The organism is Parapedobacter pyrenivorans, from assembly GCF_014636865.1.
Classification (GTDB): domain Bacteria; phylum Bacteroidota; class Bacteroidia; order Sphingobacteriales; family Sphingobacteriaceae; genus Parapedobacter; species Parapedobacter pyrenivorans.
Window position 1 is genome coordinate 2096635 of the sequence record NZ_BMER01000001.1, and the last position, 26225, is coordinate 2122859.

Annotated in this window: 16 protein-coding genes; 15 read left to right on the plus strand and 1 reads right to left on the minus strand. The window is 49.7% G+C overall.

Annotated features, from left to right (window positions below; genetic code table 11):
• Positions 1-19: 19 nt before the first annotated feature.
• From IEV98_RS08260 to IEV98_RS08285, 6 genes are all read left to right on the plus strand, one after another.
• Positions 20-3103: a SusC/RagA family TonB-linked outer membrane protein gene (locus IEV98_RS08260; RefSeq protein ID WP_188505390.1), complete on the plus strand. Its 3084-nt coding sequence runs from the start codon at positions 20-22 to the stop codon at positions 3101-3103.
• Between the two features lie 26 nt (positions 3104-3129).
• On the plus strand, positions 3130-4689 hold the full coding sequence (locus IEV98_RS08265) for a RagB/SusD family nutrient uptake outer membrane protein (RefSeq protein ID WP_188505391.1): 1560 nt from the start codon (positions 3130-3132) through the stop codon (positions 4687-4689).
• A gap of 4 nt (positions 4690-4693) precedes the next feature.
• A complete protein-coding gene (locus IEV98_RS08270; protein ID WP_229738625.1) occupies positions 4694-5743 on the plus strand; it encodes a glycoside hydrolase family 43 protein in 1050 nt (349 codons plus the stop codon).
• A 5-nt stretch (positions 5744-5748) separates the two neighbouring features.
• The gene (locus IEV98_RS08275; protein ID WP_229738626.1) at positions 5749-6729 is read left to right on the plus strand and encodes a glycoside hydrolase family 43 protein; all 981 of its coding nucleotides are present in this window, start codon (positions 5749-5751) and stop codon (positions 6727-6729) included.
• Positions 6730-6931: 202 nt separating this feature from the next.
• The gene (locus tag IEV98_RS08280; protein WP_188505392.1) at positions 6932-7933 is read left to right on the plus strand and encodes a glycoside hydrolase family 43 protein; all 1002 of its coding nucleotides are present in this window, start codon (positions 6932-6934) and stop codon (positions 7931-7933) included.
• Positions 7930-9021 carry a family 43 glycosylhydrolase gene (locus IEV98_RS08285; RefSeq protein ID WP_229738627.1) on the plus strand — a complete coding sequence of 364 codons (1092 nt, stop codon included), beginning with the start codon at positions 7930-7932 and terminating at the stop codon, positions 9019-9021. The genes IEV98_RS08280 and IEV98_RS08285 overlap by 4 nt, the downstream gene beginning before the upstream one ends.
• Here the strand turns inward: IEV98_RS08285 and IEV98_RS08290 are convergent.
• On the minus strand, positions 9015-9917 hold the full coding sequence (locus tag IEV98_RS08290) for an AraC family transcriptional regulator (protein WP_188505393.1): 903 nt from the start codon (positions 9915-9917) through the stop codon (positions 9015-9017). The two genes, IEV98_RS08285 and IEV98_RS08290, sit on opposite strands and share 7 nt — an antisense overlap.
• A 131-nt stretch (positions 9918-10048) precedes the next feature.
• Here IEV98_RS08290 and IEV98_RS08295 point away from each other — a divergent pair, with 131 nt between their 5' ends.
• The 9 genes from IEV98_RS08295 (at position 10049) to IEV98_RS08335 (ending at position 26078) form a co-directional block, all read left to right on the plus strand.
• Positions 10049-13408 carry a PVC-type heme-binding CxxCH protein gene (locus IEV98_RS08295; RefSeq protein WP_188505394.1) on the plus strand — a complete coding sequence of 1120 codons (3360 nt, stop codon included), beginning with the start codon at positions 10049-10051 and terminating at the stop codon, positions 13406-13408.
• A gap of 32 nt (positions 13409-13440) precedes the next feature.
• Positions 13441-14148, plus strand: coding sequence for a ThuA domain-containing protein (locus IEV98_RS08300; RefSeq protein ID WP_188505395.1), 708 nt, complete (start codon positions 13441-13443; stop codon positions 14146-14148).
• Positions 14149-14183: 35 nt separating this feature from the next.
• Positions 14184-15293, plus strand: a complete 1110-nt coding sequence (locus tag IEV98_RS08305; RefSeq protein ID WP_188505396.1) for a Gfo/Idh/MocA family protein — start codon at positions 14184-14186, stop codon at positions 15291-15293.
• Positions 15294-15308: 15 nt separating this feature from the next.
• Positions 15309-16154 carry a sugar phosphate isomerase/epimerase family protein gene (locus IEV98_RS08310; protein WP_188505397.1) on the plus strand — a complete coding sequence of 282 codons (846 nt, stop codon included), beginning with the start codon at positions 15309-15311 and terminating at the stop codon, positions 16152-16154.
• 91 nt (positions 16155-16245) lie between these two features.
• Positions 16246-17454 (plus strand): enolase C-terminal domain-like protein, encoded by a 1209-nt coding sequence (locus IEV98_RS08315; RefSeq protein ID WP_188505398.1) that lies wholly within the window; start codon positions 16246-16248, stop codon positions 17452-17454.
• A 148-nt stretch (positions 17455-17602) separates the two neighbouring features.
• Positions 17603-20743 (plus strand): SusC/RagA family TonB-linked outer membrane protein, encoded by a 3141-nt coding sequence (locus IEV98_RS08320; protein ID WP_188505399.1) that lies wholly within the window; start codon positions 17603-17605, stop codon positions 20741-20743.
• A gap of 29 nt (positions 20744-20772) precedes the next feature.
• The gene (locus tag IEV98_RS08325) at positions 20773-22644 is read left to right on the plus strand and encodes a RagB/SusD family nutrient uptake outer membrane protein (RefSeq protein ID WP_188505400.1); all 1872 of its coding nucleotides are present in this window, start codon (positions 20773-20775) and stop codon (positions 22642-22644) included.
• Between the two features lie 17 nt (positions 22645-22661).
• Positions 22662-23336, plus strand: a complete 675-nt coding sequence (locus tag IEV98_RS08330) for a DUF3823 domain-containing protein (protein WP_188505401.1) — start codon at positions 22662-22664, stop codon at positions 23334-23336.
• Between the two features lie 132 nt (positions 23337-23468).
• Complete coding sequence (locus IEV98_RS08335) at positions 23469-26078, plus strand: carboxypeptidase-like regulatory domain-containing protein (protein ID WP_188505402.1); 2610 nt, start codon at positions 23469-23471, stop codon at positions 26076-26078.
• Positions 26079-26225: the final 147 nt, after the last annotated feature.

A 26225-nucleotide genomic window follows, 5' to 3' on the forward strand; every position in this document is an offset into this window, starting at 1 on the left:
GAATACAAAACTAACAAACATGTGTCGCGTACTAGCGCGATTCAAATCGATGGCGCTTTTGATTGCCTGTTGCGGTACATTGACGGGCGCATACGCGGTTGATTCAAATCTTCCGGAGGTACCTAGTGGGAACAAGGTTGTCGAATTGCGGCAGTCAAGTGTGGCCGGGCGTGTGATTGACGCGAGTGGTAATCCGCTGGCAGACGTCACGGTCAAGGTGAAAGACGGAGACGCCACGACGTCGACGGCAGCCGATGGCAATTTTTCCATCCAGATACCAGCCAACAATGCGCTGCTGATTTTCTCGTTGGTGGGCTTTGAATCGCAGGAAGTTGCGGTGACGGCGGGTCAGCAGGTGAATATCACCTTACAGGAAGGGCTGGAAGAACTGCAGGAGGTTGTTGTTATCGGCTATGGCACTGTCAAGAAGAAAGACTTGACAGGAGCGGTATCTGTGATCGATACCCGGGAGATGGCCAAGGTTGGAGCCAGTACAATTAGCCAGTCCATTCAAGGGCTCGCTACCGGTGTGAATGTGCGGAATACCGGTAATGCGGGGAGTGATGCAACGATTGAAATAAGGGGGATTGGAACACTCAGTAATAACGATCCGCTGTGGGTCATTGATGGTATGATCACATCTGGTGGCGCCGATTTCAACCCCAACGATGTAGAGTCCATCCAGATTCTGAAGGATGCTTCGGCAGCAGCTATCTACGGTTCGCGAGCAGCGAACGGCGTAATTATCGTAACCACCAAGAAAGGGAAGGAAGGCCCGGCTGTAGTTGACTTTTCCGTGCGCGAATCGTTTGATTGGTCGCCTCAGTATGACCTAATGAATGCCGAGGAATTCAAAAAATATAACGATATGGCCTATCGCGAGGGGATCAAGGACGGCACCTGGAGCGGGACGCTGCAGGATCACCGAGACTTTGATACCGACTGGCAAAAGGAAACCATGAAGACAGCACTTGTGCAGGACTACAATGTTTCCTTATCGGGCGGCGGACAAGCGGGTAACTACTTCGTTTCGGGTGGATATTACAACAATGAGGGGATAATGTACGGCAATTCGTTCGACCGGTATACGTTCCGCGTAAATACGGCAGGTACCAAAGGAAGATTCTCATTCGGACAGACGTTTAATTTTGCACAGACGGATCGCGATCCGTTGCAGACAAGCTCCTATATAGACATTGTCCGGATGGTACCGACCATCCCGGTCTACGATCCAGACAACCTGGGTGGCTTCGGCTATGGCAGTGAAGCCAATGCGCGGACGTTTGGTACCAATCCAATCGCCCGGGAAGAGCTGGAAGATACCAACACCAAGATTTACCGGCTTCGGGGTACGTTTTGGGGAGAGGCGCGGATTACCGACTACCTCAAATACAAGCTTAATGCCGGTATAGACTATACGTTCGATGAATACCGGTATTTCCGGAAGGAAGGCAACTGGACGATGAACCAGGAATATCGCGATCCTACCGGTCAGAAAAACCGGATAAAACGAACTACAGAACTTATTGAGCACACGCTCGATTTCAATAAAGCTTTTGGCCGGCATCGGGTAGATGCTGTAGTGGGGATGACCTATCAGCATTATTATTTTGAAGATGTCGGTGCACAGCGGCTGAAGTTTCCTTTTCTAGGAGGTGATTATATCACTGTGCTTAACGCAGGGCAGACCAACCAAACCAACTGGAATAGCATAGGGGAGTCTGTTTTGCTTTCTTACTTGGGGCGGGCAAACTACAATTTCGATGATCGTTACTATGCGACGTTTACGTTCAGAAGGGACGGCTCTTCAAAGCTAAGCCCCGCAAACCGGTGGGATGATTTCTATTCGGTATCCGGTGCTTGGCGGATCAGCGGCGAACAATTTTTCAACGTGCCGTGGATCAACGACCTAAAGTTACGAGCCAACTACGGCCAATTGGGAAATGCTGCCATCGATGGCGATTGGAATTACTTGGGTACCATCAACCCCAATATCATCACCATTTTCGGCGATAACCAGCGGATCGTAAACGGTGCCACGCAGGTGAAGATTGTCAACGACAACCTGCGTTGGGAAAAGAGTGAACAGATCAATATTGGTATCGACGCAGCCGTCTTGTCGAACCGTTTGACGTTGGTGGCGGAATATTACAATTCCAAGACCAGCGATATCCTGACGGGTATGCAGATTTCGATGACCACCGGCAATCAGGGCGGTGCACCATTGGCCAATGCCGCAAGTTTACGAAATACGGGTGTGGAGCTTTCGGCTACCTGGCGGGATAAAGTCGGTGAGGTTGGGTACACCGTAGGAGCCAACTTTACAACACAGAAGAATACCATCCTCGAACTGGGTTATGGCAATGAGGTGTTTTACACCGGCCAGACACGGAGCGAGATTGGTCGGTCATTGGGCGAGTATTACCTGCTCAAAACCAATGGGTTATTCCGTTCACAAGCCGATATTGATGGCTATGTAAATTCCCAGGGTGTTCCAATTACCATTGAAGGCAAGCGGCCACAATTGGGCGACCTGAAGTACATCGATACGGATGATAACGGACAGATCACTACCAACGACCGGCAGATCGTGGGTGATCCATGGGCCGATGCCTTGGTATCGGTAAATGCGGGTGTGAATTGGAAAAATTTCGATTTCTCCATGTTTTGGAATGGCCAGTTTGGTAACGATGTACTCAATGGTGGCATGCGGCAGGGGCGCTTTTTTTCTGACAATTCAAATTATATCCGTTTTGAAAAAGGTCATGAGCCCTATCAGGAAAATCCAAACAGTGATTTCCCACGTATTATCTATGGCGACACGCGCAATACCAGGGGCGACAGCGACATTTGGTTGGAAGATGGTTCCTACCTGCGGTTGCGTAATGTCCAACTTGGATACACGTTTGATAAGGCCGCGCTGGCTCGCCTGCACTTAAGTGGTCTGCGGATTTTCGTAAGTGGAAACAATCTGCTTACACTGACCAAGTACAAAGGCCTCGATCCAGACTTCATCAATACGAGTGTATGGGATCGGGGTACCGACAACATGGCATTCCCCAACCCGCGGACGGTGATGATGGGCCTCCAGTTGAATTTCTAGTGTTAACCTGTTTCAAATTGATGACAATGAAAAGTACTAATAGCATACTATTCGGGCTGCTCGCCACCTTGATTTTTACGAGCTGCAGCCACGATTTGCTCGATATCGAAAATCCTAACGAGCCTACAACAGGCACGTATTGGAAGACAGAAGACGATGCCCAGAAAGGCTTGAATGCTGCCTACAGCCGTTTTTATAAAGAAGGTACCTGGATGCGTTGGTTGTCCTTTAGGTACGATCTGGCATCGGATGAAGGGTGGAGTTCCAGCCCCTGGAACGAATTGGCCGACTGGACCCGGTTCAATTACGTGAATTATAATTTTTGGGAAGGCAATAACGGGCACTGGGAAGATTTCTATGTGAGTATTTATCGCACAAATCAAGTGCTTAAGTATGTCCCAGAAATCACGTTTGAAAATCAGACCGACAAAGACTACGTGATCGGACAGGCGGAATTTCTAAGGGCATTATGGTATTTCCAAATCGTAACCCTTTGGGAAAAGGGCGCTTTGGTACTGGAACCCAAAGACGGGAGCTACAAACCCGAAGAAGTGCAGGAAGAGCAGCTTTGGGCGCAGATAGAGGCCGATTTAACAAGTGCCGCTGCGAAGCTGCCCGACGCGTGGGATGCGAATAACACGGGTAGGGCAACAATAGGTGCTGCAAAAGCCTTGCTTGCCAAAGCGTATATGCAACAGCATAAGTTTGCCGAGGCCAAGTCGGAGTTGCAATGGCTGATCGATCGTGAAAATTCCATGTATGGGCTGATGGACGATTATATGGATAATTTCACCCATTATAACGAAAATAACATGGAAAGCGTGTTTGAAATCCAGTTTAGCGATGAAAACAAGGGCGGCACGGGCAATGATGCCTCCATGGCTACGGGCTTTCAGCGCACGCAGTTCTATGCGCCCGGCGGAATAGGCTGGCAAGACGGAAAGGCGCGGGCATGGCTGGTCGGTGAATACAAACGTGAAAAGAACCTGGATGGCAACAACGACATCCGTCTGTATCATAATCTGTACTACAAAAGTAGCCCTACGGATTTTCCCGAAGAAAATCCATTGATTTACGGCAGGCAATGGGACGATGGCGCCTGGGGGGATCATTTATTCATCAGGAAATATTCCACGTCGTATTTCCGCGATCGGGAGGATTATTTTGCGCCAAACAATTACCGGATAATTCGCTATGCAGACGTACTGTTGATGTATGCGGAATGTATCGTGGAAACGGGTGGTTCGCCGACAGAGGCGGCGGTTTATGTCGACAAAGTTCGTCGTCGTCCTTCCACCAATCTGCCAACCCTACAAAACAGCGCGTTTGCAAATGCGTTGAATTCGAAGGACGCGTTTTTGAAACGCCTGCAGATGGAACGTGCGTTGGAACTGTGCTTTGAAGGGTGGCGTTGGGCGGATCTGAAGCGTTGGGGTCTTTTGGATACGCAAGTGGGGATCGACGAATTAAAATCAAGGGACCCTGATTTCAATAACTTTATCCTCGACAAGCATAAGCGGTTGCCTATTCCACAAATCGAAGTAGACAACAGTGACGGCAAGCTAACACAGAACCCTAATTATTAACGTTATGTGTAGCATCCACGGGATAGTTAAAAGGGCTGCGCTGGTTTCGGCACTGGTTGTGACGGCCCTCGTGGACGTCATAGGGCAGCAACCCAACCCGCCAGGCCAGGTTCACCGCAGGGAAGACGCGGTGAACCAAGCTTATCTGTTTGCCCATATGACCCACCAGGATTATGGTCGGCTGTATTATTCGGTAAGTATCGACGGACTCCATTGGCATGCCCTCAACGGGGGAAAGCGGGTTTCCGAAGAATACCAGGGGCATCCTGATATTTGCAAAGGGCACGATGGTAGGTACTATCTTGCAGGTAATACAAGCGATGGGTCACCTGATATTGTAATATGGGTATCAACGGACCTCAAAAAATGGGATAAGCACCATACCTACACGCCCGACCTGCGAAGTACACCCGATTATGCGCAGGCACTGCAGCGAATAGGAGCCCCAAAACTGTACTTTGATGCATCGACCAGCCAGTACATACTGACATGGCATACGCCGCATAAGGAAGGGACGAAAGAAGACCCGGAGCGATACTGGGCGAGCCAACGCACACTTTACGTACTGTCGAAAGATCTCCGGTCATTTTCGGATCATCCAACCAAATTATTTGATTGGGACATGGGTACGATCGATGTATTTCTTCGCAAAGTGGGGAGCCAGTATTATGCTGTCATCAAGGATGAATCGTACCCGACATTGTATTGGCCAACAGGTAAGACCATTCGCATTTCAAGAGCACCGTCCCTCACGGGTCCGTATTCGGAGCCTTCAGCACCGATCAGCCCCAATTTTAGGGAAGCTCCGATGCTGATCCCGTCGCCGGATGATCAGGCGTGGTACCTATATTACGAGCAATATCCGGGGGTCTCATACGGACTATCGATTGCCGACAACCTAAACGGTCCTTGGTATCAGGCTTCGGGGTATACATTTCATTCGGATTGGGATAAATACAGTCTTCCAGCCAACGTGCGTCATGGTTGCATGATTACCATTTCGCAGGATGAATATGGTGAACTCGTGAAACATTTTGGAATAGTTAAAGAATAAATCGGATGATTATTGAAGTGAAAAAGACGGCCCTTATGGCCATGGCGATCGGCTTGTCGGTGTTGGCTTGTTCATCAGGCGACTCGGATCCGACACCCGAAGTACCCATAGAACGAGTAGAGACCAATGTCTCTTTTGGCGACCCCTTTATTTTGTTACATGAAGGTACCTATTATGCCTATGGTACGTCAGCGGATGATGGCATTGGGGTCCTCATCTCGCAAGACTTGCTCACTTGGGAAGCAGTTCCAGGCAACCGGTTGGCGCTACATAAGAATGATTCTTGGGGTGGCCGTTGGTTTTGGGCGCCTGAAGTCTATCAAGTGGATGGGAAGTTTTATATGTATTATTCGGCTGATGAGCACATCTGCGTGGCCACCAGTGACAGCCCGCTCGGACCATTCAGGCAAGCAGTTAAGAAGCCGATGCTTGAGGGCGAGAAATGTATCGATAACTCACTGTTCATCGATGATGATGGGAAGCCATATTTGTTTTTTGATCGGTTTAATGATGGGTTGAATATTTGGGTAGCCGAGCTTGAAGACGACCTGATGACGATTCGCATGGAAACCCTGGAAAAATGCATAAACGTTTCTCAGCCATGGGAAGAAGTTTGGCCCCGTGTGAACGAAGGGCCATATGTGATGCAACACAATGGTAAATACTACATGACTTATTCCGCCAATAGCTATGAAAGTCCGTTTTATGGGATAGGCTATGCAACGGCCGACCAGGTTACGGGTCCATGGACCAAATACGAGGGAAATCCAATACTACAAAAACCAGGCGACTTGGTTGGTGTAGGGCATAGCGCGATGTTTACCGATAAGGCTGGGCAGTTACGCATCGTCTTCCATTCACACTATAGTGAAACGGCAATTCACCCCCGGTACATGAATATAAGCACCGTAAACTTTGTGGAGAAAGAAGGGGAGGTCGTCATGCATATTGATAAGGGCTACGTTACGCCGGTACTCCTGCAGTGATGGTAAGAACGCACGCTTTCTTCTTGTTTGTCATTTAAAATAAGTGCGAATACCAAGTATTGATATAATTTGACCACAAAGAGGCAACATACCGCGGTTTTCCTAAAGCTGAGTGGTCTATTTTTGTGTTGTAACTAGCTGAACTCTTTTGGATGTTAAAAATTAGCATATCCAATACTAACCTTTTGAAATGAGCAATAGGATGAGATACATTAACTTCTGCTGCGCCTTCCTGATGGCAGGGCTGTTAATCCCCAGCGGTCAACTCATGGCACAGGAAAAACGCGAATTGTTTTTTGCAGACCCAACGATATATGTCCACAACGGTAAGTACTACTTGACCGGCACAGGAGGAAGCGGCGGGTCGGCAGCATCTGGATTCGCCGCTTTGGAATCCACAAACCTGCAAACCTGGAGTAAGCCTGCCGGTACAAGTGGTTCGGCGCATTTGATCTTAACCAAAGGGGAACAGGCCTTCGGTACAGAAGGCTTTTGGGCACCGCAACTATTCCAAGCAAACGATAGGTATTACCTGACTTATACCGCCAATGAACAGACCGTATTGACGCAGTCCACTTCTTTGCTCGGCCCCTATACGCAAGCGAAAGTTGCTCCCATTGATGGCTCGGAAAAAAATATCGATTCTTACATTTTCAAAGATGAGGATGGCAAGTACTACCTTTACCATGTCCGATTTGGTGGGGGCAATTACCTGTGGGTAGCGGAGTTTGACTTGGAAAAAGGGCAAATCAAACCTGAAACCCTGAAAAAATGCTTTGACCAAACTGAGCCCTGGGAAGCTACCCCAGCTTATGAGTCGGCACCAATTATGGAAGGCCCAACCGTTATCAAATTGAAGGATAAATACTACCTGTTCTATTCGGCCAACCACTACCTGAATATCGACTATGCTGTTGGCTATGCTGTTTCGGATTCCCCGTACGGACCTTGGGTTAAGCAGCAAGACAGCCCGATTCTTCACCGTTCTATTGTTGGTGAGAACGGTTCTGGCCATGGTGATTTGTTCGAGGGGCTGGATGGGCAATTGTACTATGTATACCATGTGCACTTTGACCAGCAACAGGTAACCCCAAGGCGGACACGGATAGTTCCCGTGATTAAGCAGTGGGATGCAGAGACTGGCCTTTACAAATTTAGCGTCGCTAGCGATAAAGTCATTGTGCCCATACTGGAAGAAGAATGATTTTTTTATTCAATGCCAAAGAAATGCTGATTTACAGTTTTTTTGCCGCTTCACTGCTATTGGCGGGCTGCAATGCGCAGCCGGATACCGACGATATCGGGCAGCCGGATACGACTGAAGTAATCCAATACACCAATCCTGTCTTCGAACCGATCTTAGCCGACCCATCTGTAATCCGCGATCCGAACTCGGGCCAATTCTATGCCTACGGCACCCAAGATGATTGGGGCGACGGCCAGGGTAGCCGATTGATCCCCATTTTGAAGTCGACAGATCTGGTATCTTGGAAGGTGTCGGGCCAAGCCTTCACTGCAAAACCTACGTGGAAAAACAACGGGGGCTTATGGGCGCCGGATGTGAATCACATCGATGGCAAATACTACCTATACTATTCCTATTCCACGTGGGGCGACCCAAATCCGGGCATCGGCGTGGCTGTTGCAGACCATCCGGCCGGTCCATTTACAGACCATGGCAAGCTTTTCACCAGTGAAGAGGTTGATGTTCCTAATTCGATTGACCCTTGCTATTTCGAAGAGCATGGCGAAAAATATCTGTTTTGGGGAAGTTTTAGCAATGCACCTACACAAGGCACTTATGGAGTGCCGTTGGCTGGCGACGGCCTGTCGGTACCCGACCTCACCCGTAAATTCAAAATCGCCGCGGGCGATTTCGAAGCAGTGATGATTCATAAAAAGGAAGGCCATTACTATTTCTTCGGTTCTAAAGGGAGTTGCTGCGACGGCGCTGAAAGCCAATACCACGTGCTGGTTGCACGGTCTACAAGCCTTGCGGGGCCATACCTAGACAAAAATGGAAACGATATCGCCGAGCGCGGTAACGGCACCCTGCTCTTAAAGGGCAATGAACGTATTGTAGGCCCCGGTCATAATGCTCGCATCGTTACCGATAGTGAGGGAACCGATTGGCTCCTCTACCATGGAATTGATCCGTCGCGAGGTAAGGCGGCAAGCGGCGCGAGCCGACGCATGTTGATGCTTGATAAACTGACGTGGCGCAACGGTTGGCCGGAGATTGCCGGCGGCATACCCAGCACGACGCAACAAGACGCGCCGGTGTTTCAATGATACTGATGGTAGGGTTCAATGGCCATTTTCTGGTATTCGCTGCGATATTGGTGGGGCTGTTTGCCGGTGACTTTCTTGAATTGTTTGTTGAAGTTGGTGACCGACTGAAATCCGCATTCGTAACCGATACGGTCGATATTCATCTTGTCTTCCTTCAGGAGCTTGCAGGCATATTCGATGCGGATTTCCTTGAGAAAGTCTGAAAAGGACTGATTGACACGCGATTTGAAGTACCTGCTGAACGAGGTACACGTCATGCTGGCAATCGAGGCAACGTCTTCCAGGTTGATTTTTTGCTGGAAGTTTTTCATGATATATTCGTATACCTTGTTCATGCGATCCGTCTCGACTTCGGTATTGTATGATTTTGAATGGGTATCGGTGATCAGCTGGCATTCGTCGGACAGTGCGATGGTGTTCAGGATGCGGAGCAGTTGGATAATGCTTTCCGCCCCTTTCAGGTGCAGTAGTTCATTCATCAGCTGACCAACCTGCCGCTGTGTTTTGCCCGCGATTTCGATGCCGCATTGTGAACGCTGGAAAAGATGCCTGATGCTTTCAAACTCTTCCTTATTCTCAATCGTTTCGCCCAGAAAATGATCGTGGAAGTAAATAACAACAACGGTGGTGCTGAGTGTACTGTCTTTCTCGAAATAGGGATTATGGCTACGCCACACATGCGGTAGGTTAGGACCAATGAGTACCAAGTCCTCAGCTTTAAACGGTTTGATGCTGTCGCCCACAAAACGGTTACCCTCACCTTCCATGACGTAAGATAACTGGAATTCGGGGTGCAAGTGGAAGGTGGGATCAAAATAAGGTTCGACCTGCTTTCGTACCACGAACGAACGATTGTCAGGAATCAGTGCCTTGGGAATAATGTGGGTTTTCTTCATGATTTACCATTATAAGTAAGCAAACATACAAAATTCGGATATAATTTGACTATAAAGGGATAATATAACGCGGTTTTATGCTGGTTATCTATTCTACTTTTGTATTGTTAACGATTATAGCACTATATTACATGAGAATAATTTCCTATTTGTATATTGTCCTTTTTTGCCTGTTTTTTATCCAGTGCACGAGTAACGATCGTAATTATCCACGTCGTGCCGAGGTGCTGTTTTTGGGTAGCGCAGATGAATCCGTTGAGTCGGGTAAGTATGCATCGTGGTTAGCGATAGAGCTGTTCAAAAGCGGGATCAACCTCACGTACACGGCTGATGCTAATGACTTGAACAAGCAAAATCTGCGTGTATATGACGGGCTGGTTTTATTCGCGCTGCCCGAGTCCATATCTTCAGAGCAAGAAGGCGCTTTAAAAAGCTTTGTCGGAGACGGCAAAGGGCTAATAGCCCTGGGGGCTGCACCGGCTAACGGGCCAGCTTGGTATAGTAAGCTGGTTGAAGGGGCCACTCCGGAGGGAACTTCTGATAATGCGGGTTCCGATGCGATGAGTAGGTTGGTGAAGGGTGATGGCCGGGTATTTCAAACAGCTTCTGGAAGCGAGGAGTCTGTATGGAAGCAGTTAGACTTTCTACGGCAGGTCAACAGTGGTGTGCAATGGGCAATCGGTGACAAGGTGATGGGATTAGTCGCACAGTTGAAAATCCCGAGCGTCAGCATCTATCAAGATACCATTGCAGATTTCACCGCACGCCATTTCGTGCCAAAGATGCAGGATCCACTTTCGTCGGAAGAATCGAAGAAATTGATGCAGGTGCCTATCGGTTTCGAGCTGCAGTTGTTTGCCGCAGAGCCCGATATCGTCAATCCCATGGCCATGAGCTGGGATGAAAAAGGCCGGTTATGGATCATCGAGGCCATGGACTATCCCAACAATTTCGTGGAGCTGAAAGGAGAGTCAAACGACCGGATAAAGATCTGTGAAGATACGGATGGGGATGGCGTAGCGGATAAATTCACGGTTTTTGCCGACAAGCTGAACATTGCCACGAGCCTTACCTTTGCCAATGGTGGCGTTATCGTTGCCATGGCGCCAGACTTTATTTTCCTGAAAGATACAGATGGCGATGACGTGGCCGATTCAAGGGAGACTATTATGACTGGATGGCGGAAAAACGACACGCATGCAGGGCCTTCCAATTTGCAGTACGGGTTTGACAACAAAATTTGGGGCGTTACGGGATATGCCGGCTTCGATGGTCAAATCGATGGCAAGCGGATGGCTTTTGCCCAAGGGGTATACCACTTCAAGCCAGACGGAACGGATTTCGAGTACTTGGCGACAACTAGTAATAATACTTGGGGGCTGGGAATGACCGAAGATAACAATGTGTTTATCTCCACGGCAAACAATACCCACAGCGCGTTTTATTCCATGCCCGAGCAGTTGGTACAGCGCCGGCTCCAGGAAGATGATCAGAAGCTCAATATCAACGCGGTGCAAAAGATCGATGGGCACTACGAAGTGCATGCCATGCAACCCAACCTCCGGCAGGTGGATGTGGTCGGTGGCTTTACATCAGCCGCAGGGCACCAGCTATACACGGCGCGTGATTATCCGCAAGCTTATTGGAATAAAGTGGCTTTCGTAACCGAGCCTACGGTGCGGTTGATCCACAATGCTGTCATCGAACCCGACGGCGCAGGTTTTAAGGAACATGACGGGTGGAACTTGGTGGCCAGCTCGGACGAGTGGTTCGGCCCTGTACACGCGGAGGTTGGTCCGGATGGCGCTGTCTGGATACTCGATTGGTACAATTTCATCATCCAGCACAACGTCTTCGTACCTGCCCAAGCACCGTCCGATAAGGTGTTGCCTTTTGTCGATCAGCCACACGGCCCGGGTAATGCGTTCGAAAGCGATCTGCGCGACAAAAAGTACGGCCGGGTTTATCGGTTAGTCTATAAAGATGCAATGCATAAATCATCGTATAAGCTTTCCAAAGACGATACGAATGGATTATTGAAGGCGTTAAAGAGTGATAACAAATTCTGGCGGATGCATGCCCAACGCCTCTTGGTCGAGCGGCAAAAAGATGATGTTGTAAGTGAACTGATTGGCATCGCATCGGACAAGAAAGTGGATAAAATTGGCCTGAATGCCCCGGCTATCCATGCACTTTGGACATTACAGGGATTGAACGTTATCGAATCGAATAAAGATGTATTCGACGCTGTAGTCAAGTCATTAAGCCACCCGTCTGCCGGTGTGCGCAAGGCAGCTGTTCAGGTACTTTCGATAAGTGATCAATCGAGGGATGCCATACTGGAAAGCGCAATATTGGCCGACACTGCGTTAAATACGCGATTGGCAGCGTTTGTCCGGTTAGCTGAGTATCCCGCCTCTGCCGAAATTGCCAATGCCTTGCTTGAGGCGACAAACGATAGCGTCAACGAGCGCGACCGGTGGTTGTCGCAAGCATTGTTCGGAGCGATTGCAAGTCAAGAAGACGAGTTTTTCAACGTAGCTTCGCAAGCGAACGGCAGTTTTGCCAAGCGTATCGTCGAATCATTGGCTAATGAGCAATATGTGCTCGGCCGCCGCAGCCGTTTACAGTTTTCACCTGATGTATCGAACAAGGAAATCCATATCCAAACCGAAGTAAGCAGGCGTGAGAATCAGCCCTATAATGGTTTGATCGTAGGTCAGGGCGATAAATCCGAAGGCTATGCGCTTTACATGAAAAGCAACCGCGTGTTTTTCGAAGTCTATCAGCATGGCCAGACGGCTACTGTTTCCTCGCGCGGCAGTGTGCCCAGCACGTTTACCGTCGACGCACGGATGAGCGCGGATGCAACAGTGGAGCTTTCCATAAACGGTACCAGCCAAGGTAAGGCAAAAGCCATGCATTTATTTGCTGCGCCACTGAAATTCAACCTGCGGTCGGGAGAGGATTTTGACGACGAACATGCGTTTACTGAATATGGCGAGTCGTCCAGGTTCACCGGCAACGTCAATAACATCACTGTACGGTTCTCGAAGAAAGACCATGCGGGTCACGATCAAGGTGCAGTGTCCGACGCGGGCAGTACAGCCCCTTCCGAACGTATTGAGATTAAGGCCGTAAAGGACATCATGCAGTATGATAAGAAGTCATTTACCGTGCAAGCAGGAAGACGGATTACACTGGTATTCGAAAACCCCGATGGTATGCAGCATAACATGCTGATCATACAGCCGGGTACATTGGAAATCGTAGGTAAAGCGGCGGATGATATGTTACGCTCATCAGAAGCGTTTGATAAGCAATACATTCCGTCTATTCCCGAGGTGTTGCATCATACGCCATTGGTGAATCCCGGAGAAAGCTTTACGCTGGAGTTTACGGCTCCCGCTGAGCCAGGTGATTATCCGTATGTATGTACCTTCCCCGGGCATTGGCGGGGGATGAATGGCATTATGCACGTTGTAAAATAGCGCACTAACTGATAATACTAAATTTTTCACGAATGAACAAGATGACGAAACTATTGGCAGGATTTGCCCTGCTGTTGATGACCACGGGTATGGCGGTAGCGCAGAAACCCCTCCGGATTTTGATGGTGGGCGGCGGCGGATCCCATGATTTCGGTCGGTGGTATGGCCAGGAAGATAAAAAGACCATCGAATCGACCGGAAAGTATAGCGTGACGTATACCGAAGTGACAGACTCCATACCGGCCTATCTGAAGCAGGCTGATCTCTTGATTTTGACCAACAATCAACCGATTGCCGCCGAAGGACAGCAAGCCATCACCAAATTCGTCGAAAAAGGACATGGGCTGTTACTATTGCATGCCGCAGTATGGTATAACTGGGCGGACTGGCCGGCGTACAACCTCAATTATGTAGGGGGTGGTAGTAAAAGCCATGAAAAGCTTCAGGATATAAAAAACTTTGTTGTTAACTCGGGACATCCGATTACACAAGGCGTTCCGGCCAAGTTTGATTTTGTGGATGAGTTGTATCGGTTCGTGCCAGACCCGGCTGCGAAGGGGATTGAGGTATTGGTCATTGGCCAATCCAAGGAAACCGACGCCGTTTTCCCAGGCGTATTCACGGTAAAACACAAGAAGGCAAAAATTGCCGGAATTACAACCGGCCACGATGAGCGTAGCCACGAACATGAAGCCTATAGGGCATTATTGATCAATGCCGTTAACTGGATTGCAAACTAACTGGAAAGTATAATTAGCTAAATAAGAATCAGAACATGTCAAAAATTACTGTCGTTATCGTAGGTATGGGATTTGGGAAAGAGTTTATTCCCATTTATCAGAAACACCCCAATATCAAAGCCGTAGGAATCTGTACCCGGAACGAAAATACACTTAATGAACTAAAAGAGAAGTTCAACCTGGATGAGGATTTGCTTTTCACCGACTTCAATGAAGTGGTGAAACGGGACGATGTGGACGCCATCCATGTGGTCACTCCCGTTCCGGAACACGCACAGATGACGTTGGCATCGTTGAACGCCAATAAGCATACGGCATGTACCATCCCGATGGCCATGACGGTGGAAGATTGCGAAGCGATAGTCGCTGCCAAGCGCAAGTCGGGCAAGGTATACATGATGATGGAAACAGCACTGTATACCCGTGAGTTCCTTTATGGATTGAAATTGGCCGAGACGGGGCAATTGGGCAAAATCCAGTTTGTCCGCGGATCCCACATCCAAGATATGAGTATGGACGGATGGGCTGAGTATTGGAAAGGCTATCCGCCCATGTTGAATGGTACGCACGCGATATCACCGCTATTGCGCATCAATAACACCATTGCAGAGTCTGTGGTTTGCCATGGTTCCGGTAGGCTATCCGACGATTTGGCGAGCCGCTACAATGCACCATACGCCGTAGAGACGGCTACATTCAAGTTGAAGGATTCGGATGTGGTAGCAGAAGCGACGCGTTCGCTGTTTGATGTAGTGCGTCAGTATCGCGAAAGCTACGACGTGTACGGCACGAAAATGTCATTTGAATGGGAGCAGTTGCAAGACGAAGAGCATGTGATTTTTGATGGTGGTGAAAACGCCAGACGGATTGACGTGCCGGATACCGATGAATTATTGATTCCGGAAATCGCTGATTTCACCAAGCGGGAGAAAATTGACGATCCCAATCACGTGTCGTTCCTACAGGGAGCAGGACATGGCGGTTCGCATCCGCACTTGGTACAGGAGTTTGTTGCAGCGATCGTAGAAGGCAGAGATTCGGCCGTAGATGCTGCAAAGGCAGCCAATTATACGTGCGCCGGGATTTGCGCACACGAATCGGCGATGAAAGGTGGGATACGGGTAGAAATACCAAGTTTTGAATAAATAGGTTTGCAGAAGATGACCATAGGAATAAGCACATTTGTTTGGGTTTCACCCTTTTCCACGCAATCCTTCGATGTCTTGCGTAAGGCCAAAGCCATGGGCTATGACCTGATCGAGATTGCCGTGGAAGACCGGAACCTGATTGATTGGAATGCGTTGAAGAAAACATGCCAAGAGTTGAATTTGAAGATTTCGGTGAGCGGGGCCTTTGGTATGGACCGGGATATTTCCAGTGATCAGCCCGAAAACCGGGCAAATGGGCTTTCCTATATCATCGATTGCCTGGAGATTGCCCATGAAATGGAAAGCCCCGTTTTCGGCGGACCACTTTATTCGGCAGTTGGAAAGACCAGGCTGGTCTCCGCGGAGCAAAAGAAACAAGAGCGGCAATGGTGTTTGGAGAACCTCCATGAAGCCACCAAGCGTGCGGAAGAGCTTGGGGTGACCCTAGCGTTGGAACCGCTAAATCGATTTGAAACCGACATGGTCAATACCGTAGATCAGGCCATTTCGATTGTCGATGAGGTGAATCACCCGTATTTGAAGATCTTACTGGATACCTTCCATAGCAATATTGAAGAGAAAAACATCCCAGCAAGTATCCGCAAACTTGGGGATAGGCTGATCCATGTACAAGCCAATGAAAGTGATCGCGGAACACCGGGCACAGGCCATTTGGATTGGCTAGGGATACGTGATGCATTTCAAGACATCGGGTATCGGGGTAGCCTGGTCATTGAGACCTTTGGCGCACCCTCGAAAGAATTAGCTAGAGCAGCTAGCATATGGCGGCCATTGGCCAACAGTGCAGATGAATTAGCTGAGGAGGGTTTCGCATTTTTAAAACAAACGTTTTGTTAACGGTCGTCCGTTAGCGGCTAAGCATAAAATTCCCGTCGTCATCGCGAACGTGATACCGGCGTAAAAATTTAACCATTAAAACACCACTATTATGAGGAGAAGGGAATTTATTTACACATTGAATGCAGGCGTAGCAGCAAGTTTGCTGTCTAAAACAGCGATTGGCGGTGTATTTCAGGGTGGGGCGGGAGTGGGCCGTATGCAAGAGGAATTAGCCTACCACAAGATACAATCGGTAACGTTTGACGATGTACGGATGCAGTATCCGCGTTTTGTCGGAAAAAATGCGCGGTTGGACGTGCATGGATTTGGACCTCGGCTCGGCATATGCACCATCACCACGGATAAAGGCGCAAAAGGCTGGGCTTCGCTGCGGGGCGGCCGTAATGAGGCACAGCGTCTCGTTACGGAACTGGTCGGCAAAAAACTGTCGGACGTATTCAAGGTCAATGTCGGCATTACGGATGATCGTTACCTACCATTCGATATCGCCTTGCATGATCTTGCCGGTGTCGCATTAAACAAACCGGTATACGCGTTGTTGGGCCGTGATAAGCCATTTACCACCAAGTACTACAGCGGTATGATTTATTTCGACGATCTGGAGCCCGCTCATGCACCCGGAGGTATCGATAAGGTACTTGCAAACTGTCGCTATGATTACGACTATGGCTACCGCCAATTCAAATTGAAAATCGGTCGAGGGCATCGCTGGATGGCCCAAAAAGAAGGATTAGCGCGGGATATTGAAGTCACCAAAGCCGTTGCCAAAGCTTTTCCCGATTGCGAGATTTTGGTAGATGGCAACAATGGGTTCACGATAAATGAATTTACGGCATACCTCGAGGGAATCGGTAATACACCGCTTTTCTGGATTGAGGAACCGTTTCATGAAACCGTTGAAGATTACCGCAAGCTCCGTGAATGGATGGCAAAGGCAAACGTAAAGAGCCTGCTTGCAGAAGGCGAAGCCGATCCGGATCCCGCGTTGTTGGATACGCTGATGCAGCAAAAACTCATGGATGTACACATTTCCGACATCGAGGGCCTTGGGTTTACCAATTGGCGGAAACTGATGCCATCATTGATTCAATACGGTGTACAAGCATCTCCGCATGCATGGGGCTCGCTCTTAAAATCATTTTATACCGCCCATATGGCCGGTGGTTTGGGAAATACAGTAACGATCGAAGGTGTAACGAGCACTTCGGACGACGTAGATCTCAGTCGGTATGTGATCAAGGATGGGAACCTGATCCCACCTGACGCACCGGGATTTGGGCTGGAATTACTGCGGTAGCTCTTCGCTACACGGCATTTTACCAATGTGTTTACCGTCTCTACCTGGAAGGTGTAAGCATGTTTTTTGGTGGGGATTGGGATAGGAATGTTCGAATACAGGGTTAATCAATACAGTTATAAACAATTTAAAACAAAACAACAACACTATGAGTAAAGCTTTACTTGTAACATTGTTATGGTGCGTTGGACTATCCATAGCAATGGCCCAGACCCGGTCTGTCACCGGGACCGTGAGGGACGCGGAGGGCGGTACCCCCATCGGCAGCGCGACCATCAAGGCGATGGTCAGCCAGCGCACCACGTCGAGCTCGGCCGATGGTACCTTCTCCATTGATGTGGCATCCGGTGGAGATTCCCTTTTGGTTACTTATATTGGCTACGATCAGACCGTAGTGCCTGTAAGCGCTAACGCTAGCAATGTGACGATCGACCTGACTTCATCTTCTGAAGCATTGGAAGAAGTTATTGTAACCGGTTTCGGTATGGCGCAGAAAAAGGAGACGTTGACGGGTGCCATTTCCTCTATTGGTGCCGACGACATCAGCCGATCATTAGCCTCCACCACTTCCGGTGCATTGGTGGGAAAGATGCCTGGGTTGAACTTCCGGCAGACGGATGGTCGGCCGGGGTCATCCACCGCTATCCAAATCCGAAATATGGGCACTCCGCTGTATGTCATCGATGGTGTCCAGAAAGACGCCGGCCAGTTTAATAATTTGGATTTCAACGACATTGAATCCATCACCATCCTAAAGGATGCGTCTGCTGCGATCTACGGCGTACGGGCGGCAAACGGTGTCGTTGTTGTGACCACTAAACGGGGTAAGCAGAATACAAAGAACACAATCAGTTTGACATCCAACTACGGCTTCCAGAACTTGTCTACATTTCCGAAGCCCGCAGATGCGGTGACGTATGTAGAAAGCTATATTCAGTCAGAAACCGTACAAGAGGTCGGCAACTATCGGTATACGCCCGAAGATTTGACCAAATGGCGGCAAGGCACCGAAAAAGGGTACGTACCGTTTGATTGGTATGATTACATTTGGGAAACCTCACCGCAGGTTTACGTCAACGCCAACGTATCCGGCGGATCCGACAAAATCAACTACTATTTCAGTTTGGGGCACCTCAACCAGAATGACGTTATTGTGAACTATGGCGGTTTCAAGCGTACGAACGTACAAATGAACATCACCGCGCAGATTTCTGATCGTTTCCGGGTAGGAGCCAACTATAACGCCCGCCACGAGTTTCGGAAAAACCCTGGTGTGCCGGGTGGTGATGACTTGTGGTTACCACGCTACGGTACATTCCGCAACCTGCCCACGGTACGCCCATTTGCAAACGATAATCCGTTGTACCCCACGCTGACTTCTACCGATCCGGGTACGAACTTCGGCTGGTTGAATTACGACTTGTCGGGTGAGCGTACGGAGACCTGGCGGGTTAGTCAGCTCAACTTCGATGCGGAGTACGATATCGTTGACGGGCTGAAAGCCAAAGCATTGGTGGGTTATTATTTTGCAAACCAACGGATGGACAATCATGAGTTTACCTACAAGTTGTACGGTTATGACGAAGCTACGGATACTTATCCGGTGATTTTCGAGAACAACAACCCTTGGCGCGAGCGTCGGATGGGCCACGTAGAGGAAATAACCTCCAATGTGCAGCTGAACTATAACAAGTCATTCGGATCACATAATCTTTCGGTAATTGGCGGTGTGGAAAGTATTCTTCGTAAAACGCCCACCACCTGGTTGCATTCTATTCCAACCTCCAATGCGTTGGAGCTTGTTTATTTTGAAACGATGGATACGTACGATGACGAGGGTGACAATCCGCAGGCGCGCTTGGGTTACATTGGTAAAGTGAACTACGATTATAACGGAAAATACCTGCTTGAGTTGTTGGGCCGTTATGACGGTTCCTGGAAATTCCCGACCAATGACCGTTGGGGCTTCTTCCCCGCGGCATCTGCAGGATGGCGGATTTCGCAGGAATCGTTCTGGCAAGATAGCAAAATTGCAAATATTGTCAATGATCTGAAAATCAGGGGGTCATTCGGTCTGGTTGGCGATGACAACACTGCGGGCTATAATCCCTTTGATTACCTCGGCGGTTATAATTACAAAAGATTCCGTAATGCCAATGGCGATTGGGTGAATGTCGCCTCGTCGGTAATCGATGGCGAGTACCTCATCGGTGCACAGCCTCGGGGACTTCCGGTAACCACATTGTCATGGCTGCGTGCAGAGATGACCAATATCGGTTTTGACGCGGCGTTTCTCCGTAATCGATTGACGACGACCGTCGAATTCTTCCAACGCAAACGTACAGGACTTCCTGCTTCACGTTATGACGTGTTGATACCTAAAGAAGTTGGTTTCAATTTACCGAATGAGAACTTGAATTCCGATATGCACCGCGGTTATGAGGCGGTGGTGCGTTGGGCTGACCGTGCGGGCGAATTGAACTATTCACTGGGGGGTAATATAACGTTTTCCCGCTTTTATGATTGGGATCGGTACAAACCCCGTTTTAGTAACTCGGTAGATGAGTATCGGAATTCCCTTGTGCAACGTTATGGTTATTTGAATTGGGGATTACAATCCGACGGGCAATTCCAAAGCTGGGATGAGATTGCAGAATGGCCAATTGATAATGATCGCCAAGGTAACCGTACATTACGCCCTGGTGACGTCAAATACAAAGATTTGAACGGTGATGGGGTAATCAATGGGTTGGATGAACGTCCGATTGGGTATCGTCGTGACTCGACACCGGCACTGAACTTCGGGCTGAATTTTGCCTTTGCTTACAAAGGCTTTGATTTGGGGCTCGACTTCTCGGGTGGCGCGATGTATACTTTCTACAAGGAACATGAAATGCGTACACCTTTCCAAAACGGTGGTAACATTCCTCAGTACTATGCGGATGATGCTTGGAAGCTGTCCGACATCTGGGATGCCAATAGTGAATTGATTCCGGGTAAATACCCGATGTTATTGATTGGCAACGGCGCACATAGTAATTACTGGAACAGTGATTTCTGGAAGCAAAAAATCCGTTATATTAAACTTCGTAACTTGGATTTCGGGTATTCGTTGCCGTCTCATATTTTGGAACCGCTTTCTATCACGGGTGTACGAGTGTACTTTTCTGGACAAAACTTGCTTACGTTCACCAACTTGATCGGTATAGATCCCGAAACGCAGGATACGAACGGTTTGGGTTATCCTACTTATCGGATTATGAACTTCGGAATCAACGTGAGGTTTTAGTAGGTTAAATATTATAAAAAAAAAGAATTATGAAAAAGTCAAGCATATCCATATTCAAGGTGTTGGTGCTGGCGGTCGGACTAACTTCCTTCAGCGGTTGCTCCAACTTCTTAGAGCGCGAGCCAGACACGATATTGCCCGAAGAAGATATTTTCGGTGATGAAATATTGATCCAGTCAGTGCTATCTAACTTCTATGGTCGACTAACAAACGTGCCGAACACGGATCCGGTTATTACATGGGGGCAACATATCGCCAATTCGTATCAGTATACGATATTGGATGAAGCAGGGAAATCTGATGGTGGCCCGGATGTGATGCAAAGTTACGCCAACAACCTTTGGCGAGTGTACGACTACGAGTTGATCCGCAACATGAACCAGTTTCTACAAGGGGTTCGTGCAACAACTGCACTCGATGATGAAAGAAAACTGCTCTATGAAGGCGAGGTCCGTTTCCTTCGCGCGTGGGTGTATTTCAATATGGCGCGCGGTATGGGCGGTATGCCGATCGTGGGAGATGAGGTATTCGATCACCATGTGGGCATGGATGTAACGGCATTGCAATACCCCCGTTCTACGGAAGCTGGTATTTATGACTACATCATCACTGAATGCGAAACCATTTCGACAATGCTCGACGATGCGCGGAATACCAATTCTGCACGCGCCAACAAATGGGTCGCGTTGATGTTGAAAGCTCGTGCTGCCATCTATGCAGGTTCATTAGCAAATTACAACAACAAGATGTCTAGCCCGATTCGTACGGCTGGCGGTGAGGTTGGCATCGCTGCAAACTTAGCCGAGGGATATTACGAACAAGCCCTGACAGCGGCGGAAGACGTCATCCAAAACAGTCCATATTCGTTGCAAATGAGAAATGCAGAAGATCTGCAACGCAATTTTTACGAAGCGGTAAGCGTAAAGGATGGAAACACCGAAGTGATTTGGGCGCGGGACCATAAATATCCCGGTACTGGTCAGCAGGTTAATTTTACGACCATCAACATCCCCGGATCCCACGCCGAAGACATCGATCGCGCGTATGCCGGCCCACTGCTGAACTTGGTTGAAGATTATGAATACGCAGACAACCGTAACGGTGATATCCGTATCCGCGATGCGCAGGGTGATTATGTTTTTTACGACAGTCCCTTGGATGCCTTTGCAAACAAAGATGCCCGATTAGGTGGTACGGTAATTTTACCGAATGCACTTTTCAAGGGGGATCCAGTAACGCTGCAAGCCGGACAAAAAGTGTGGAACAATGGTGCTTGGCAGACCGTTACCGGAGCTCCTGGATCTATGCAAGGAGGACGGCTGGTCACTGCCTCCAACGGGCCAAACCGTACCAACGACGTCTATATCAATAAAACAGGCTTTTTCTTCCGTAAATTTTTGGACGAAGCGTCTGGAGCATCTACCCGCGGGCGTAATAGTGAGATGTGGTTTCCCCGTTTCCGTTTTGCCGAAGCGGTGCTGATTGCGGCTGAAGCAGCCATGGAATTGGGCAGGCAGCCGGTAGCTGTCGAGTACATCAATCAAGTTCGCGAACGAGCAGGCATCCAGCCGTTGGCTTCCGTGACGTTGGATGACATTATCCAAGAACGACGGGTCGAATTTGCGTTTGAAGATCATCGTTACTGGGACCTGAAGCGATTCCGTCGCGCGCACATTGTCTGGAATGGTGAAGTTAATAGCCCAACTGCTCAACAGTGGGCGTTATTCCCCTACTTAGTAGTTGCTCCCGGTACAGCAAACGATGGCAAATACGTATTCGATAGGCTGACGTTTAGCAACTCGTTGCATCCCCGATTTTTTGAGTTGAGGAATTATTACAACTTCATCGATCTGGAGTGGCAGAATGCAAATCCCAAGATTGTATTGAATCCGTTTCAATAACCTTTATGATTACGATAATGAAAAAATATGTAAATATGTTCTTGCTTCCCGCAGTAGTGGCGGTAAGCAGTTGCGGACTGGATAATTATGACGCACCGGAATCGACGATACGAGGACGGGTAGTCTATAATGGCGAACCGATAGGCGTGCGTGGTACAGGTGAGGCCGTGCAACTTCAGTTGTACCAAGATGGTTACGAATTGCGGAATCCGATTCAGGTATTTGTAACACAAGACGGTACATTTGAAGCAAAAGTATTCGACGGAGAATACAAACTGGTAACGCGTGATAACAATGGCCCGTGGGTAAACGACCGAGATACAACCGTAGTTAATGTGAAAGGTACGGCAAATGTTGACAAAGAAGTAACGCCATTCTATACCTTGTCGAACGTGCAGCTTTCGTTAAATGGAAGCAGTGTCAATGCGTCTTTTCAGATAGAAGAAGTAGCGGGTGGTAGAGACATTGAGTATGTATTGATATTGGTCGGTAAGACGTCTTTTGTCGACGACGTATCGAGTAATGGTCGACTTCGCATCGATGGCGTCACCGCCGGGACCACCGTCACCGGTACGGTTGACCTGACAGATAATGCCGATTTCAATGCAGGGAAACCTGTGTTTGCCCGCGTGGCGTTGCGGCCGGCAGGTAAAGACCAGGCGATTTATTCGCAGGTCGTAAGATTGCGATAAGTAATAAAAAATCTTATCTTTAACCGTTGCCCGTCGTTGAGATGGGTAACGGTTTTTTGCTTTCAGTGTATATTGATTCTCAAATGCGCTAGCCAATTGTCAATGACGTTGTTGTTGCATAAACCAGACCCAATGAGGATAAAGTATGTCGGCTGTTTGTTATTATGGTGTGCCGTTGTCGCCCAGTTGGGCTATGGCCAATCGAATTCCATTGATAGCCTTGTTTCCGGCTTGACGTCTTTTCGTTCCGATTTCCCCCGCGAAAAGTTATTTATCCACCGTGACCGCAGTGACTACCTGTCGGGCGACACGTTGTGGTACCGGGGTTATGTATTGCGTGCCGACACGCACGTGCCGGGCGACAGTATCGATGTGGCCTATGTGGAAGTGATCGACGGTGACGATAAGGTTGTGAAAAGGGTGAGCGCGCCGGGCCACTGGGGCGGATTCAGCGGCCGTATCGTACTGGATGAGGGAGACTATGCCCAAGGCGAATACACGCTGCGGGCCTACACAAACTGGATGCGGAACTACGGCGATACATTGCTGTACGTGGACCGTTTCCGGGTGGTGGACCCAAAGGCGAAGGGATGGCGCGCGCCGGTGTCCGCATTCAGCGAAGGCGGGCTCGACGTACAGTTCCTCCCCGAGGGTGGGAGCTTTGTTTCGGGGTTCGACCAGCGGCTGGGATTCAAGACGCTGGACGCCTACGGCAACGGGGCGGACATCAAAGGGGTTATCGTTGATGATACTGGAAAAGAGATCCGTGCATTCGCATCGGCGCACCGCGGCATGGGCGTGGTTGATTTCACGCCGGAGGCGGGTGTCCGTTATACCGCGGTGCTGGATGACGGTTCGCGGCATGCGCTGCCGGAAGTGGAACTCTCGGGCACCATGCTACGCGTGGTCAGCGATCCCGGGTCGGACAGCGTGACAGTGGTAATCGACGCGACGCCGGACTTACACGGCCGGGTGTATCATTTCACGGCGGAGGCGCGGGAGTCGGTGGGCATCCGCGGGTCGACGCCGCCGCTTGACGGGCCTTATGTACGTGCATTCCCGAAAAGCCTTTTCCCGTCGGGGGTAATCCGGTTCACGGCCTACGACAGCGACCTGACGCCACTGAACGGCCGCTCGGTGTTCGTGTGGCACGGTGATGATTTAAACATGCAGCTGAACACCAACCGTGCGGTGTACGGTACACGGGACAGCGTGGGTCTTACGCTGCGGGTGCGGGACGCCGACGGCAGGCCCATCCCGGTGGGTAGCTTTTCGGTTGCGGTGCTGGACACTGGGCAGGTCGCCTTCGACGCATACGGAGGCAACCTGCTAAGCTATATGCTGCTGGGTGCAGAACTTCGGGGAAGGGTTGAGGATCCCTATTATTACATCAAACATCCGGATTCCCCGGCGATGGATGCTTTGCTGCTGACGCAGGGATGGGTGCGATACGTGCGAAGGCATGACTCCCCGGTTTTCAGTCGTGAAAAGGGTTATTCGGTTGCTGGTCGTGTCGTTGACGCCCTGGGCCGGCCGATAAAGAATTCAGGTGTCACGCTGCTGGCGCGGATGGGTTCAGCCGGAGCCCTGGTACAGGATACCTCGGCCAACACGGCGGGGGCGTTCCGCTTCGACGGTTTCGGGCCTTTCATCACGGACACGGTGAGCATGGTGCTCAAGGCGCTCAACAAACGGAACTGGGACTACGGCATCCGGGTGGAGCTGGATGAACCTTCGTTCCCGGCCCTGTCGGCTATCGGTTGGGGCCGTGTTTTCACGCCCGGCCTGTTGCTGGCCGACACGGTTTCGCGGCGGCTGGTGGAATCGCGGGCTCGGGTGCTGGGGCGGATCGACCCGGGCAGCATCATGCTGGAGGAGGCGGTGGTGACGGCGCAGGCGCAGATTCCGGGTTCGAAGAACCTCAACAAGGGCGGCGGCGCGGACCAGGTCATCCCGCAGAAGCTGTTCGAGGATACCCCGAAGAAAACACTATTCGATCTAATCCATGAGCAGGTAGATGGGTTTGGAATGCGATATGTCGAAGGTACTGGTGAATATATTCCAAGGACCGGTGCGCTAAGTAGAGGACAAGTGTTTACTGTAGGAACAAATTACGCACGTTTTATTATCGACGGTGTCGCGTTGAATCAATTTTATTATCCTCCTGGCGAGTATTTACCCCCTACTGATCCCCCAACACTTTGGCTTCCCACCGATGAAACGCTGATCGAAGATTTTGACCCAAAAGGGTACATGGATTACCTGCGCCCGTACCTAGAGCATTTTAGGGCTGAGGATATCCTAGGAATGGAGGTCATGAGTAGCATGCGGTACAAGTCGCGCTACCAGAGCCGGCATTTGGGCATTAAAGAAAACGTAGCCACTCAGGGGATAGGTCCTCGTGGCCTGGCTTTCATCGAGATTACCACGCGCCTAGGCACCGGCCCGTTCCTCAACAAAATTCCGGGCGAGTACCGGTTCCGGCCACTGGTTCCGGTAGTATCGCCGGAGTTCTACAGCCCGAAGTACACCTCACCGGAAAGGGAAGGGACTCCGGCGGATACGCGGGCGACGCTGTATTGGAATCCCGAGGTGTTGGTGGATAAAAACGGGGAAGCGGAGTTCTCCTTCTATACATCGGATAATGCAGGCGGGTATGTTGTGGTGGTGCAGGGCACGGATTTATTCGGAGGGATTGGCGTCCTACACCAATATCTTGATGTGAAGAATGAAGCGTTATAACGTAGAAAATACCGATTGCATACAGTGTAATTGTTAATCCGGGCAAATCCTTAGGTTAGCGCCCTTGCACCTGCTGTTAGACTGCTGCCGGACTGCTGCGCGTGGCTTGGCTGTCTGCCTGCGGTGGGTTAGCTGTCTGCCGGGTGT

Excerpts from the sequence above, each read along its gene's own strand:
- IEV98_RS08330 (WP_188505401.1), top strand. The coding sequence starts at position 22,662 with ATGAAAAAATATGTAAATATGTTCTTGCTTCCCGCAGTAGTGGCGGTA.
- IEV98_RS08270 (WP_229738625.1), top strand. The coding sequence starts at position 4,694 with ATGTGTAGCATCCACGGGATAGTTAAAAGGGCTGCGCTGGTTTCGGCA.
- IEV98_RS08280 (WP_188505392.1), top strand. The coding sequence starts at position 6,932 with ATGAGATACATTAACTTCTGCTGCGCCTTCCTGATGGCAGGGCTGTTA.
- IEV98_RS08315 (WP_188505398.1), top strand. The coding sequence starts at position 16,246 with ATGAGGAGAAGGGAATTTATTTACACATTGAATGCAGGCGTAGCAGCA.
- IEV98_RS08310 (WP_188505397.1), top strand. The coding sequence starts at position 15,309 with ATGACCATAGGAATAAGCACATTTGTTTGGGTTTCACCCTTTTCCACG.
- IEV98_RS08265 (WP_188505391.1), top strand. The coding sequence starts at position 3,130 with ATGAAAAGTACTAATAGCATACTATTCGGGCTGCTCGCCACCTTGATT.
- IEV98_RS08325 (WP_188505400.1), top strand. The coding sequence starts at position 20,773 with ATGAAAAAGTCAAGCATATCCATATTCAAGGTGTTGGTGCTGGCGGTC.
- IEV98_RS08335 (WP_188505402.1), top strand. The coding sequence starts at position 23,469 with ATGAGGATAAAGTATGTCGGCTGTTTGTTATTATGGTGTGCCGTTGTC.
- IEV98_RS08305 (WP_188505396.1), top strand. The coding sequence starts at position 14,184 with ATGTCAAAAATTACTGTCGTTATCGTAGGTATGGGATTTGGGAAAGAG.
- IEV98_RS08290 (WP_188505393.1), bottom strand. The coding sequence starts at position 9,917 with ATGAAGAAAACCCACATTATTCCCAAGGCACTGATTCCTGACAATCGT.
- IEV98_RS08295 (WP_188505394.1), top strand. The coding sequence starts at position 10,049 with ATGAGAATAATTTCCTATTTGTATATTGTCCTTTTTTGCCTGTTTTTT.
- IEV98_RS08320 (WP_188505399.1), top strand. The coding sequence starts at position 17,603 with ATGAGTAAAGCTTTACTTGTAACATTGTTATGGTGCGTTGGACTATCC.
- IEV98_RS08260 (WP_188505390.1), top strand. The coding sequence starts at position 20 with ATGTGTCGCGTACTAGCGCGATTCAAATCGATGGCGCTTTTGATTGCC.
- IEV98_RS08300 (WP_188505395.1), top strand. The coding sequence starts at position 13,441 with ATGAACAAGATGACGAAACTATTGGCAGGATTTGCCCTGCTGTTGATG.
- IEV98_RS08285 (WP_229738627.1), top strand. The coding sequence starts at position 7,930 with ATGATTTTTTTATTCAATGCCAAAGAAATGCTGATTTACAGTTTTTTT.
- IEV98_RS08275 (WP_229738626.1), top strand. The coding sequence starts at position 5,749 with ATGATTATTGAAGTGAAAAAGACGGCCCTTATGGCCATGGCGATCGGC.